12 protein-coding genes are annotated in these 13494 nt (G+C 62.4%); all 12 read left to right on the top strand.

Going from position 1 to position 13494, the window contains the following annotated elements:
* Window positions 1–6 precede the first annotated feature (6 nt).
* On the top strand, window positions 7–4245 hold the full coding sequence (gene glgP / locus PSN43_RS13155) for an alpha-glucan family phosphorylase (RefSeq protein ID WP_272701197.1): 4239 nt from the start codon (window positions 7–9) through the stop codon (window positions 4243–4245).
* 204 nt (window positions 4246–4449) lie between these two features.
* Window positions 4450–5850: a sigma-54 dependent transcriptional regulator gene (locus PSN43_RS13150; protein WP_272701196.1), complete on the top strand. Its 1401-nt coding sequence runs from the start codon at window positions 4450–4452 to the stop codon at window positions 5848–5850.
* 356 nt (window positions 5851–6206) lie between these two features.
* Window positions 6207–6395, top strand: a complete 189-nt coding sequence (locus tag PSN43_RS13145; RefSeq protein WP_272701195.1) for a hypothetical protein — start codon at window positions 6207–6209, stop codon at window positions 6393–6395.
* Between the two features lie 3 nt (window positions 6396–6398).
* On the top strand, window positions 6399–6749 hold the full coding sequence (locus PSN43_RS13140) for a hypothetical protein (RefSeq protein WP_272701194.1): 351 nt from the start codon (window positions 6399–6401) through the stop codon (window positions 6747–6749).
* A 28-nt stretch (window positions 6750–6777) separates the two neighbouring features.
* A complete protein-coding gene (locus PSN43_RS13135; RefSeq protein ID WP_272701193.1) occupies window positions 6778–7341 on the top strand; it encodes a GNAT family N-acetyltransferase in 564 nt (187 codons plus the stop codon).
* Window positions 7342–7352: 11 nt separating this feature from the next.
* Entirely contained in the window at window positions 7353–7625 is a 273-nt protein-coding gene (locus tag PSN43_RS13130) for a hypothetical protein (RefSeq protein ID WP_272701192.1), read from the top strand.
* A gap of 55 nt (window positions 7626–7680) precedes the next feature.
* The gene (locus tag PSN43_RS13125) at window positions 7681–8325 is read left to right on the top strand and encodes an SET domain-containing protein (RefSeq protein WP_272701191.1); all 645 of its coding nucleotides are present in this window, start codon (window positions 7681–7683) and stop codon (window positions 8323–8325) included.
* Window positions 8326–8414: 89 nt separating this feature from the next.
* Complete coding sequence (locus PSN43_RS13120; protein WP_272701190.1) at window positions 8415–9494, top strand: acyltransferase family protein; 1080 nt, start codon at window positions 8415–8417, stop codon at window positions 9492–9494.
* Window positions 9495–9526: 32 nt separating this feature from the next.
* A complete protein-coding gene (potA, locus tag PSN43_RS13115) occupies window positions 9527–10645 on the top strand; it encodes a spermidine/putrescine ABC transporter ATP-binding protein PotA (RefSeq protein ID WP_272701189.1) in 1119 nt (372 codons plus the stop codon).
* Entirely contained in the window at window positions 10635–11486 is an 852-nt protein-coding gene (potB, locus tag PSN43_RS13110) for a spermidine/putrescine ABC transporter permease PotB (RefSeq protein WP_272701188.1), read from the top strand. Before potA ends, potB begins: the two co-directional genes overlap by 11 nt.
* Window positions 11483–12250: a spermidine/putrescine ABC transporter permease PotC gene (gene potC / locus PSN43_RS13105; RefSeq protein WP_272701187.1), complete on the top strand. Its 768-nt coding sequence runs from the start codon at window positions 11483–11485 to the stop codon at window positions 12248–12250. The genes potB and potC overlap by 4 nt, the downstream gene beginning before the upstream one ends.
* A complete protein-coding gene (locus PSN43_RS13100) occupies window positions 12247–13281 on the top strand; it encodes an extracellular solute-binding protein (RefSeq protein WP_272701186.1) in 1035 nt (344 codons plus the stop codon). Before potC ends, PSN43_RS13100 begins: the two co-directional genes overlap by 4 nt.
* The last annotated feature ends 213 nt before the right edge of the window (window positions 13282–13494 follow it).

The following is a 13494-nucleotide window of genomic DNA, read 5'->3' as shown; positions in this document are numbered from 1 at the left end:
TCAGCCATGGAGACAAGCTGGCTATTCGAAGTTTCCTGGGAAGTGTGCAACAAGGTCGGCGGCATCCACACCGTCATCAGCAGCAAGGCCGTGCAGGCCATGGCGGCCTTCGACGACCGCTACGTGGCCGTGGGGCCGCTGCTCGACCGCAACCCCGGCTTCGTCCCGGAAGGCCCCCCGGAGGAAATCCGCCCGGCCCTGGAACGGCTCAAGGCCTGGGGTGTGGAGACCGCTTCCGGCCGATGGGACATCCCCGGCGCCCCCCTGGTCCTGCTCATCGGCTTCCGCAACGCCTTCCCGGCCCCCGACAAGCTCCTCTTCCAGCTCTGGAACGACTACGGCGTGGATTCCATGGCGGGCGGTTGGGACTACATCGAGCCGGTCCTCTTCTCCACGGCCGCGGCCATGGCCATTCGCGAGATCAGCGAGGACGTGGAGGAAGGAGCCGACGTGTACGCCCACTTCCACGAGTGGATGACCGGAGCGGGCGTGCTCCACCTGAAGAAGCACGCGCCCTCGGTGGTCACGGTCCTGACCACCCACGCCACCATGCTCGGCCGGGCCATGTCCGGATCAGGTGTGGACATCTACAAGCGGCTTGAGGAGATCGAACCCTCCCAGGAAGCCAAGGCGTTCGGGGTCACGGCCAAGCACTCCATGGAATCGGTCTCGGCCCGCGAGGCGGACTGCTTCACCACGGTCTCCAACATCACCCGCAAGGAAGCCTCCAACCTGCTCGGCACCAATCCCGCCGTGGTCACGGTCAACGGCTTCAATCTCGAAGGATTCGCCGAGCCCCGGACCGTCGCCCAGACGCGAACGGCGTCGAGAAAACGGCTCATCGACCTGGCCGCCAACTTCCTCGAACGCGACCTCGACCCGGCAAAGACCCTGCTGGTGGCAACCAGCGGACGGTATGAATTTCACAACAAGGGCATCGACCTGCTCCTGGACGGACTGGGCGACCTGGATGAAGAGCTCGCCAAGGCGGGCAACGACGTCACGGTGGTCGCCTTCCTGCTCGTCTCCTGCGGGTACGCGGGATTCAGCGACGAGGCCCGGCGGCGTCTCAAGCAGGAACGGTACGACATCGAAAAATACGCGGGCATCAGCACCCACCACCTGGGCGACGCCGAACACGACCCCATGGTCGTCAAATGCCGCGAACGAAAGCTCGACAACCAACCGGAGAACAGTTGCTGCGTCATCTTCATCCCGGTCTACCTGGACGGCAACGACGGCGTCCTCAACCTCGAATATTATGACGCGCTGGCGGGCATGGACCTGACCGTCTTCCCCTCCTTCTACGAGCCGTGGGGCTACACCCCCATGGAAAGCGCGGCCTTCGCCGTGCCCACGGTGACCTCGGACCGGGCCGGGTTCGGCCAATGGGTTATGGAGAAACATCCGCAGGGCCATCCCGGAGTGCACGTCCTCAACCGGCTGGACGATGACTACGAGACCACGCGTGAGAACCTGGCCCGATTCCTGGCCGATTTCACCCGCTGGACCCCGGAGGAGCGGGCCTCCCGCAGCGCGGAAGCCCGGAGCATCGCCGAAGAGGCCACCTGGTCCCACTTCTACCCCCGGTACCTGGAGGCGTATGAGCACGCGGCGGACATCCGCACCGAGCGCATCGCGGGCGTGCAGCGCATGGCCGCCGCGCCCGGGACCGAGATCAGCTTCTCCGGCGTGAACACCACCCAGCCCAGGCTGCGCTCCTTCACCGTAATCACGGAGCTGCCCGCGCCCCTTGCCAGGCTGCGCGACCTTGCCGAAAATCTCTGGTGGGTCTGGCATCGGGACTCCCAGGAACTGTTCGAGTGGATGGACGCGGACAAATGGCGCGCCAGCGGCCACAACCCGGACCTCTTCCTGAACACCATGCGCATCGACCGGCTGAACGAGCTGGCAGGCGATTCCGAATTCATGGCGCGGCTCAAGACCGTTCTGGAGCGCTTCGACGCCTACATGGCCGAAAGCAAAACGGCCAACGTGCAGGGCATAACCTGGAAAAATCCGGTGGCCTACTTTTCCATGGAGTTCGGCCTGCACGAATCCATTCCGGTCTACTCCGGCGGACTCGGCCTGCTCTCCGGCGACCACATCAAGTCGGCCAGCGACCTGAACCTGCCCTTCATCGGCATCTCCCTGCTCTACAAGAACGGCTTCTTCCACCAGCGGATCAACGGCAACGGAGACCAGGTGGTGGAATACCATGAGAACGACTTCGCCACCATGCCCATCACCCCCCTGCACAAGGACGGGGAAAAGGTCATGATAACCCTGAGCCTGCCGGGCCGCACGGTCTTCGCCCAGATATGGGAGGTCCACGTGGGCCGCGCCAGGCTCTACCTGCTCGACACGGACGTTGTCGAAAACTCCCGCTCGGACCGGGACATCACCTCCAAGCTCTACGACCCGACCTCCAAGGGGCGCATCGAGCAGGAGATCGTTCTCGGAGTGGGCGGAATCCGCCTGCTCACCGCCCTGGACGTAACCCCGTCGGTCTTCCATCTCAACGAGGGCCATTCCGCTTTCCTGCTCTTCGAGCGCATCCGCCAACTCATGATGCTGGACGGCGTAAGCTTCGCCACGGCCAAGGAGATCGTCCGGGGCAACACCGTGTTCACCATGCACACCCCGGTCCCCGCGGGCAACGAACGGTTCGAGAAGTCCCTGGTGGAAAACTACTTCCGCGGTTACGCCGACGAAATGGGCGTGCCCTGGGAGGGACTGTGGAACCTCGGGCACATCTATGCCGAAGAAGCGGACCACCTGAACATGACCGTGCTGGCCCTGCAACTCTCCTGCAAACGCAACGGCGTCTCCCGCCTGCACGGCGACGTGTCCAGGCGCATGTGGCAGGACCTGTGGCGCGGCTTCATCCTGAGCGAAGTCCCGGTGGGACACGTGACCAACGGCGTACACATCCCTTCCTGGCTGGACGAGCGCGTCCGGCACGATATCGAGGAATCGTGCCGCCTGTCCGTACACCACGCCCTCTTGGAGAAGGACGGCTGGGACCGTCTGGACGACCTGGACGACAGGCGGCTGTGGGACACCCACGTCACCCTCAAGCACCGCCTCTACGATGAGGTCCGGCGGTCCATCTCCACCCAATGGACCCGTGAGGGCGAGCCGCCCAACCGGCTGCACGCCTTCCTGAGCACCCTGAATCCCGACCACCTGACGCTGTGTTTCGCCCGTCGGTGCACGGCCTACAAACGCCCCACCCTGCTCTTCCACAACCTGCAACGGATCAAGGAAATCCTGTGCAGCGCGGACCGGCCGGTGAACGTCATCTTCGCGGGCAAGGCCCACCCGGCGGACACCATGGGGGCGAGCTACATCAACCTCATCTGCCGCCTGGCCAAGCAGGAAGACTTCCTGGGCCGGGTCATCTTCCTGGAAAGCTACGACATCCGGCTGGCCCGGCTGCTCGTGTCTGGCGCGGACGTCTGGCTGAACAACCCCACCCGGCTCATGGAGGCCAGCGGCACCAGCGGCATGAAGGCCGCGGCCAACGGCGTACCCAACTGCTCCATCCTGGACGGTTGGTGGGACGAGGCGTTCGACGGCACCAACGGCTGGGCCGTGGGCAGCGGCCTTGTCTACGAAAGCCAGGTCAACCAGGACATCGTGGACGCGGACAACCTATACGCCACCCTGCAATCCGAGGTGGTCCCCGAATTCTACGACCGGGGCGGCGACGGCGTGCCCCACGCCTGGCTCGCCCGCATGAAGGCGGCCATTCGAACCGCCTTCATGCAGTACGGCACCCACCGCATGGTCCGGGACTACATCGACGACATGTACCTGCCCGCCATCAGGCTGTCCGCCGCGCGAGGGAAGAACAACAATGAACTCGCGCAACGGCTGGGCGAATGGCGCATACGCATCCCCGGCCGGTTCGCCACGGTGAACATCAGGGAAGTCCAGGTCGAGGGCATCAACGGCGACGTCTTCAGGCTGGGCAACGAACTGACGGTGACCGCCAAGGTGGACCGGGGCCAGCTCCTGACCGAGGAAATCCTGGTGGAATTCGTGGCCGCCACCCCGGACGAGGAAACCATCGTGGCCTGCATCCCCATGGAATTGAAGCACACCGAGGGAACCACCCTGCTCTACCGGGCCAAGTTCAGCCCCATCGAATCCGGCCCCGTCCGCTACGGCGTCCGGGTGCTCCCCGCGCACCCCGGACTCGCAAGCAAATGCGACCCCAGGCTGATCCGCTGGAGCTGAGGAACCCGCCGCCAAGCGGCTCCCGCACTTCCACTCCGAAGGGCTTTCCCCATAGCGCAACCGACTGCGCGAAGGGGAAAGCCCTTTATAATATTGTCCGTTCCGCCCACGCCAAAAGCCCCCTCTCCCCGGCCGCGAAGACGCAGATTTGAATTGTCTCAATTGCGGCATCGAAGTAAAAGGTGGCTTGGAGACCAAGCCATTATGCGTAAAATGCTCGTCATCACCCGCAACGGAAGCCGGTCGAAGGAGATCGGCGCCCTGCTCGACCAGGAAAAACATCTGAAGACCGAGATGGCCCCCGTTGCCGTGGACACGCCGCCGGACCGCGAAGTGGATACACTGTTCGTGGATGTGGAATCCCTGCTCGGGAAGCACACCTCCGTAGCCAGGGGACTGGAAGGGCTGTGGGAGCAGTATCCCTCGGCGGCCATCGTGGTCATGGCCGACGAAGCCAACACGCACCACGCCGTCGACGCGGTCAAGGCCGGAGCCTTCGACTACCTGACGCATCCCATCGAAAAGGAAGAGCTGGACCTCATCGTGGACAAGGTCCGCGAATCCGACGTGCTCAAGTCCGAGCTGGACTACCTGCGCGGCCAGTTCTGGAACGAGGACTCGCTGGAATACGTGGACACGCGCAGCAAATCCATGCGCGACGTGTTCGTCAAGATACGCCAGGTTGCGGGCACCCGGACCACGGTGCTGCTCACGGGCGAAACCGGCACCGGCAAGTCGCTCATCGCCAAGCTCATCCACGCCCACTCCAACCGCAAGAACCAGCCGTTCATCAGCGTGCACTGCGGAGCCATCCCGGACACGCTGGTGGAAAGCGAAATGTTCGGCCATGAGAAAGGGGCGTTCACCGGCGCGGTGCGGCGCAAGCTCGGCAAATTCGAGCTGGCCCACGGCGGGACGATATTTCTGGACGAAATCGGCACCATTTCCCAGTCGGTCCAGGTCAAGCTGCTCAACGTCATCCAGGAACGGGTCATCCAGCGCGTGGGCGGCGAGTCCGACATCCCGGTGGACGTGCGCATCATCGCTGCCACCAACGAGGACATGCAGGAGCTGTGCGAACGCGGCAAGTTCCGGCGCGACCTGTTCTACCGGCTCAACGTCTTCCCCATCCGCATCCCGCCCCTGCGGGAGCGGCGCGAGGACATTCCCCGCCTGTCCGAGGCGTTCATTCAACAGTTCAATGGCCTGCTCAACACCGAGGTCAAGGGCATCCACCCCCAGGTGCTGGACACGCTGCTGGAATACGAGTGGCCGGGCAACGTGCGCGAGCTCGAAAACGTCATCGAGCGGGCCTGTATCCTGGAAACCGGCGACGTCCTCCAGCCCGAGAGCTTCCCGCCCGACCTGCTCGACACCCAGGGAGAGGTGGTCACCTCCCCGGTGAAGACCAGCCTGCCCCTCAAGGAGGCGAGGCGCATCACCCTGGACAAGTTCGAGCGCCAATACCTGTCGAGCCTCCTGGAGCAGTGTCGCGGCGTCATCAAGGACGCGGCCCAGCGGGCGGGCGTGACCACCAGGCAGCTCTCGAAACTGCTAAATCGCCACGGCCTCGACAAAATGAACTTTCGTAAAAAAAAGAATTAGTAGTTCCGTATTGCATACAATCGGAATAAAATATTCCTATATTGTTTCAACATTATGAAAATACTAACTTTTTTACCAGAAGCACACCCCCTTCCCGGCCTGTTCTTCGCCCGTTTCTGCCTGCCTCGTCCGCCTCAGGCTATAAACAGGAACAATCAATTCCGATTCAAGAAGAGGCTCAATCCAGCTTTCCTCATATATTCCAACCAATTAACCCGCTGGCACGCTCCATGCTTTTGTCATGACTTCAAAACACCTGGTAGAGAAGTTTCATGCCGCAAGAAAAAAGACATCAGCAAGACACGGTCATAGTCAGAGGAACGCTTGTCCCCAGACAGTGGGACAAGCAATTCCGCGTGACCGAAGTGCTGATCGCCTGCAAGGATGAGCGGGAAATTCTCGTGGAGAACTTCAAAAGCCTCCCCAACCTCCTCTCTCTGTCGAGGACGGAAGCAATCTTCACCGGCGTGGTCCGCAAGGAGTGCGGGGTGGAGTCCATGGTCGTCGAAAGCTTTGCGCCCGTGGAAAACAACATATCAGGATAGCCCATGCGAAAATTACTGTTTCCCTTGCTGCTGGTCATGGCCCTCTGCGTTTCTCCCGCCCTGTCCGTCGCGGCCTCTGCCGCCGACGGCACCGTCACCGTCTGGGGTCTGGTGGTCAACACCGACTTCGGGCTGGTCATCAAGGACGGCGACACGGAGTATCTGCTCCTGGGCGTCAACCAGGACCCCGGCTCACTGGAAGGCAGGACTTGCGAAGTCACCGGCACGGCCTCGAGTACGCTCGGCATCGATTCCATTCATGTCGATTCCATTCAGGTCGTCGGCGACACCTCGTCCATGAACTATACATCCATGAACGCACAACCGAGCGGACGGACAGACCGTCTCGCCTGACTACTCCCCTAGCGGATTCGGAACCACCATGGACACGACAACCAGAAATGACGACGCTTCCGAGGAAATGCGGGAAGTCCGCATCTCCACCGGCATCACGCCCGAGGACGTGGAAACCGTCCTGAACATGGCAGCCTCCAGCGGGCTGTTTTCGTCGGACGCGATGATGTCCGCCGAGGACATGGCCTGGGACTGCGCCTACGGCAACGGTGAGGAGGCCCAGACCTTCCTCGTTGCAAAACTCGAAGATGCGGAGGAGAGCCGGATCATAGGCTTCCTCTGCTACGGCCCGATCATGCACTGGCCCGGCGAGTTCGAGCTCTACGGCATCACCGTGGACCCCGAATTCCGCAGGCTGGGCATCGGCTCGGCCCTTGTGGCCGAAATGATTCGGAGGGTGGCCCGCGAGACGGGACGATCCATATTCCTGGAGACCGGCGAAGGCCGGGCCTTCGAGAACGCGCACCGTTTTTACGAAGCCAACGATTTCTCGTTGCAGCAAAGGTTCTGCAAGCAATTCATTCCCATGGAAGGCGGTCTCGTCTACCGCCTGCTCATCGACGAAGACGACGCGGAAAATCAATACCAATAGGAGTGGGAGAAATGGCTATTGACGTGTATGAGGATTCCCTGTTCGGGCAGATACTCCCCCTGGAATGGGACAACGAAACAGTATCCGGCATCGTCCTGCTCGTGGACGGCGAGGAGGAGTTCATCGTCGAACCCGACGAGAACGGAGAAAGCCTGATCGAATTCATAGACAGGTGGGTCACGGCCGAAGGCGTGGTCACCGAAAACGACGACGAGCTGCGCATCAAGGTGCGCAACTATACCCTGGAAGACGATATCGACTACGATACCGACGAGGATTGGTAAACCGGCCCTGAAAAGACCGAAAACGCCCCCTGTCCCGCAGGGGCGGTGACTGCCCATGATGCATCCCAAGACCGAAGTGCGCTTCGTCGACCCCGCCACGGGGTACGGCGTATTCGCCACCGCAGACATTCCGCGCGGAACAATAGTCTACGTGCGCGACCGGCTGGAAGCGGCCTTTGTGGCCCGCTCCATGAACCGGCCCCGCCTGGCCGAAACGCCCGGAAAGACCGCCTACGCCGACGAAACCGGCGTGCATATCGTGAGCAGGGACAACGCGCGTTACGTCAACCACCGCTGCGACTGCAACATCATGGCCACGGCCTACGGCTTCGAAATCGCCGTGCGGGACATCTGGCAGGGCCAGGAAATCTGCGAGGAATACGGCCTGTTCGACCTGGGACGGGATATTCCCCTGGCTTGCGGCTGCACCCGCTGCCGCAAGCAGTTGCGCCCCGACGACCTGAACCGCTTCCACAAGGCCTGGGATGAGCAGATCCGGGACGCGCTGAGCCGCACGGCCGACGTGTCCCAGCCGCTCATGGCCCACATGGACGCCGAGACCCGGCAACGGCTGCGCGCCTATCTCTGCGGCGAGGAGCCGTACCAGTCGGTCGCGGCCCTGTGTCGCCACACCCCGGCCGTATTGTCCGCAGTCCCGCCGGATCACCCCAAGCCCGCCCCCTTCGGGTTCAATGGCTGAGCGCTTGAGGCGGTCCGCGGCGGCCCTGTCCGCATCGTGCACCCCACCGGCCCTGAAAGGTCCGGTTTCCCGGAGAGGGAGGTAATGCCATGGGCTTCATCCGCCTGCTGCTCGCCTTTGCGGTCTTCAACTCGCACTTCCCCACACTGGAGCACTCTCCTCTGGTCAACGGCCATGAAGCCGTGCTGACCTTCTTCGCCATTTCCGGCTTCTACATGGCCCTTGTCCTGGACAAATCCTACGGCGACGCGCGTTCATTCTACCTGAGCCGCTTCCTGACGCTCTATCCCATGTACGTCCTGGCGCTGACGATCAGCCTGGGACTGCTCGCGGGCCTGGACATACACTCCCTGACCAACCGGGAAAGCCTGCGGGCCATCCTGGCCGATCCGGCCGCCTTCGCGGTCATGGCCTGGACCTCGGCCGTGACCTTCGGACAAGAGCTGCTGTTCAGCCTTGCCCGGCTTCCCGAAGGGGGGCTGCGCTTCGTGACCGACAGCCGCCAGGCCCTGTGGTCCGACGCACCGCTCATCCAGGGGTGGTCCCTTTCGCTGGAGCTCACCTTCTACGCCCTGGCCCCGTTCCTGGTCAGGCTGCGCACCAGGACCCTCCTGTCGCTTTTGGGGGCCAGCCTGGCGCTCAAGCTCGCGGTCATGAATTCCCACCTGTCCGGGATAGTCTTTTTCAAGCGCTTTTTTCTGCTGGAATTCTGGCTTTTTGCCGGTGGAATCCTGGCCTACCGCGTCCACAGGAAACTGCCCGCCGCCCCCCGCTGGTTCGACTACGGTCTCTTTTCCGTCCTGATCGGACTGGTCCTGACGAGCGACGGCGTCGCCAAGCCTCTGCTCCCGTTTTTCCTGCCCGTGGCGACCCTGCTGATGCTTCCGCTTGTCTTTCGAGGCTTTAAACGGTTACAATTCGACAGATTCACGGGCAAGGTAAGCTACCCGTTCTACCTGCTGCACTACATCGTCATCGCCCTGTTCGAGACCTACGCGGACGAGCCCGAGGGGTGGCTCATCCTGGCCGCCGCGTTGACGGCCTCCGTCGCGGTCCACTTCCTATTCAACTCGGGCATAGAGTCCCTGAAAACCAAATTGCGCCGCCGCCATACGCTGCCCGTCCCGGCCGCCGGAGCTGTCATGCAGCCCGCGGTACAGATCAGATAGCGCCTGTCGGCGTCCACATATCGAGGAGATACATGTCACAACCTGTCGCCAATCTGGACAGCGTCACCAAGTCTTTTGACGGGGAGACCGCCGTCGAAAATATCTCGCTGTCCATAATGGACGGAGAGTTCATCACCCTGCTCGGCCCATCCGGATGCGGCAAGACCACCCTCTTGCGCATTCTCGGCGGTTTCGAGGAGTGCGACCACGGCCTGGTGGAGCTGGACGGCCGCTCGGTCAAGGGCGTGCCGCCCGAATCGAGGGCCATAAACACCGTATTCCAGAGCTATGCCCTGTTCCCGCACATGAACGTCTTCGACAACGTCGCTTTCGGCCTGCGCATCGCCGGAAACGCCGAGGCCGACATTCGGCGCACCGTGGACGAAGCTCTCCAACTGGTTTTCCTGTCCGCCATGGGCAAACGGATGCCCTCGGAGCTTTCCGGCGGGCAGCAACAACGCGTGGCCATCGCCCGGGCCATCGTCAACAAGCCCCGGCTCCTGCTCCTGGACGAGCCCCTGTCCGCCCTGGACTACCGGCTGCGCAAGCAGATGCAGAAAGAGCTCAAGGACCTCCAGCGGACCCTGGGAATCACCTTCGTCCTCGTCACCCACGACCAGGAAGAAGCGTTCACCATGTCCGACCGCGTGGTGGTCATGAACGACGGGCACATCGAGCAGGTGGGCACCCCGCGCGAAATCTACGAGGAACCGGCCAACCTCTACGTGGCGCGGTTCGTTGGCGAGATCAACGTCCTGGAAGGGACCATCACCGGCCGCAGGGGCGAGAGCTACACCGCCGAGGTGGAAGGCGCGTCCGTGCTGGTCAAGGCCCGCCGCGAATTCGCGGACGGGGACCGCGTACACGTGCTCCTGCGCCCCGAGGACTTCCGCGTGGAAGTCATGAAGGACGTGGAGGAATCCCCGGACCTGGCCGACAAGTTCGCCAAGGCCCTGCTCAACGGCACCGTGGACGGCACCTGCTACAGGGGCGCCACCTACGACGTGGACATCACCCTGGATGACGGCAAACGCATCCAGGTCACGGAGTTCTTCGACGAAGACAGCGAAAGCCTGTACTTCCACGCAGGCGACCGGGTGGCCGTAGGCTGGTTCGAGGGATGGGAGGTGGTCCTGCCCCATGAAGGATAGCCTGTTCAAGCGACTGGTCGTCACCGGGGTGCTCGGCTGGATGTTCCTGTTCGGAGCCGTGCCCACGCTCATGCTCCTGGGGGTCAGCTTCCTCAAGCGCCACCCGGACAACCTCATCGAGCCGGTCTTCTCCCTGTCGAGCTATCACGAGCTGCTCCGGCCCGCCCTGGGTTCCATGCTGGCCGACTCCATGATTATGGCGGCCACGGCCACCCTGTTGTGCCTGGTGATAGGCTATCCCTTCGCCTACATCGTGGCCCGCGCCGGCAAGCGGTATACCAAGACGCTGCTTTTGCTGGTCATGATCCCGTTCTGGACCAACACGCTGATCCGCACCTACGCCCTGGTGGCCGTGCTCAAGGCCGACGGCGTGGTCAACAAGTTCCTGCTCTTCCTCGGCGTCATCGATGCGCCGATCAAGATCATGTACACCCAGACGGCGGTCTTCATCGGGCTCATCTACACCCTGCTGCCCTTCATGATCCTGCCGCTCTACGCGGCCATCGAAAAGCTGGACCTCAAGCTCCTCGAAGCCTCGCGCGATCTCGGGGCGAGCCGCTTCGCCACCTTCCGCAAGATCACGGTGCCCCTGACCATGCCCGGCATCGTCTCGGGCTGTATGCTCGTGTTCCTGCCCGCGCTCGGCATGTTTTACATCCCGGACATCCTGGGAGGAGCCAGGACCATGCTCCTGGGCAACTATATCCGCGACCAGTTCCTGGCGGCCCGCAACATCCCCCTGGGCGCGGCGGCCTCCATCGCCATGACGGTCATCATGGGCCTCATGCTCGCCCTCTACTACAAGAGCGCCCGCCGGGCCGGAAGGAAGGTGCACCTGTGAACCGCTTCGTCAAGACAATTTACGCGGCCCTGGTCTACGCCTTCCTCTACCTGCCCCTGGTGGTCATCGCGGTCTATTCCTTCAACGCCTCGAAGTATTCCCTGGCCTGGAAGGGTTTCACCCTCCAATGGTACGGAAGGCTCCTGAACAACTCCACCCTGCTGGACGCCGCCTTCCGCTCCATGACCATCGCCGTGGTTTCGGCCACGGTCTCGTGCATCATCGGCACCCTGGTGGCCTTCATGCTCCATCAGTACCGGTTCAAGGGGCGGCGCGCGGTATTCGCCGGGATCTTCGTCATGATGATGTCCCCCGACATCGTCATCGGCATATCGCTCCTGGTCCTCTTTCTCGGCGTGGGGCTGTCCCTCGGCTTCTGGACGCTGCTCATGGGCCACGTGACCCTGTGCGTGCCCTTTGTCGCGGCCACGGTCTACTCGCGGTTCAAGGGATTCGACCCCACCGTGGTCGAAGCGGCCCGGGACCTGGGAGCCGTCGAATACCAGGTCTTCCGGCGCATCGTCCTCCCCATGGCCGCGCCCGGCCTCATCGCCGGATGGCTCCTGAGCTTCACCCTGTCGCTGGACGACGTCATCGTCAGCTTCTTCACGACGGGGCCGACATACGAAGTTCTGCCTCTTCGGATTTATTCAATGGTCCGTCTCGGCATAAAGCCCGACGTCAACGCGCTCAGCGTGGTGATGATCACCATAACCGTGGCCGCCGTCCTCCTGTCCCGGCAGCTGCTCAAGGAGAAATCATGAAAAAAACACTGCTTGCAATCGTCCTGACTCTCATCCTCGCGGTTCCGGCACTTGCCGGCAGTGGGGAGCTGTACCTCTACATCTGGTCCGAATACATCCCGGACGAGGTCGTCGAGGCATTCACCAAGGAAACCGGCATCAAGGTCCACCTGTCCACCTACGACAGCAACGAAGCCCTGTACGCCAAGATCAAGCTGGCGGGCGACGGCTACGACCTCGTCGTGCCCTCTTCCGATTACGTGGGCCTCATGCGCCGCCAGGACATGCTCCTGCCCCTCGACAAGTCCAAGCTGCCGAACTTCAAGAATCTTTCCGCCAAGTTCACGGACCAGCCCTTTGACCCGGACAACACCTACTCCGTGCCGTACATGTGGGGCTCCACCGGCATCGCCGTGAACACCGGCGCCCTGGCTGAGGACGCCGTCACGTCCTTCAAGGACCTCTGGAAACCCGAAATGAAGGGCCACTTGCTCCTGCCCAACGACCCCCGCGACGTCTTCGCCATCGCCCTGAAAAGCCTGGGCTACTCCTTGAACGAAACCGACCCGGCGCACCTCCAGGAGGCCTTCGAACGCCTCAAGGCCCTCATGCCGTACGTCCGCGTCTTCGACTCCGATTCGCCCAAGCAGGCGCTCCTTTCCAACGAAGTCACCGTGGGCGTCGTCTGGAACGGTGAAGCCTTCATCACCAACCAGGAAAACCCGGAAATCAAGTTCGTCTACCCCGTGGAGGGCTTCTCCCTGTGGATGGACTCCCTGTGCATCCCCAAGGGCGCCAAGAACCTGGATGAGGCTTACGCCTTCCTGAACTACCTCCTCCGCCCGGACGTGGCCGCCACCATCTCCACCGAGATGGGCTACTCCACACCCAACGCGGCGGCCCGGGCGTTCATCCCCGAGGACGTGCGCGACAACGACATCGTCTACCCCGCGGACGACATCGCCGCTCGCGGCGAGTTCCAGGACGACATCGGCGAAGCCATGAACATCTATGAAGACTACTGGGTCAAGCTCAAGGGCGACAACGAATAGCCCCGCTCCCCATCTCAGACAAAAAAAGGCCGGACCCAACCCCGGCCTTTTTTTGTTGGAACGCCACCCCGTTTACCGAAAAGACGAATCCGGCGAAGAACGCGCTCAAGCACATGCTCCCCTTCATCCGTTCAGCCGCTATCTTCCTATTATATCCGTGTTTTTTGAAACCTATCCGGCACTATGGAGCAATGGCGATTGAACTGGATCAAG

Source organism: Desulfovibrio sp. Fe33 (genome assembly GCF_028532725.1).
In the GTDB taxonomy this organism is placed as follows: Bacteria; Desulfobacterota; Desulfovibrionia; order Desulfovibrionales; family Desulfovibrionaceae; genus Pseudodesulfovibrio.
Note: the sequence above shows the minus strand (reverse complement) of the source record. Positions and strands in the feature narration are given on the sequence as shown.

What these genes read in the sequence shown, in the direction of transcription:
- glgP (WP_272701197.1), top strand. Translation starts at nt 7, where the DNA reads ATGGAGACAAGCTGGCTATTCGAAGTTTCCTGGGAAGTGTGCAACAAG.
- PSN43_RS13150 (WP_272701196.1), top strand. Translation starts at nt 4,450, where the DNA reads ATGCGTAAAATGCTCGTCATCACCCGCAACGGAAGCCGGTCGAAGGAG.
- PSN43_RS13140 (WP_272701194.1), top strand. Translation starts at nt 6,399, where the DNA reads ATGCGAAAATTACTGTTTCCCTTGCTGCTGGTCATGGCCCTCTGCGTT.
- PSN43_RS13135 (WP_272701193.1), top strand. Translation starts at nt 6,778, where the DNA reads ATGGACACGACAACCAGAAATGACGACGCTTCCGAGGAAATGCGGGAA.
- PSN43_RS13130 (WP_272701192.1), top strand. Translation starts at nt 7,353, where the DNA reads ATGGCTATTGACGTGTATGAGGATTCCCTGTTCGGGCAGATACTCCCC.
- PSN43_RS13125 (WP_272701191.1), top strand. Translation starts at nt 7,681, where the DNA reads ATGATGCATCCCAAGACCGAAGTGCGCTTCGTCGACCCCGCCACGGGG.
- PSN43_RS13120 (WP_272701190.1), top strand. Translation starts at nt 8,415, where the DNA reads ATGGGCTTCATCCGCCTGCTGCTCGCCTTTGCGGTCTTCAACTCGCAC.
- potA (WP_272701189.1), top strand. Translation starts at nt 9,527, where the DNA reads ATGTCACAACCTGTCGCCAATCTGGACAGCGTCACCAAGTCTTTTGAC.
- potB (WP_272701188.1), top strand. Translation starts at nt 10,635, where the DNA reads ATGAAGGATAGCCTGTTCAAGCGACTGGTCGTCACCGGGGTGCTCGGC.
- PSN43_RS13100 (WP_272701186.1), top strand. Translation starts at nt 12,247, where the DNA reads ATGAAAAAAACACTGCTTGCAATCGTCCTGACTCTCATCCTCGCGGTT.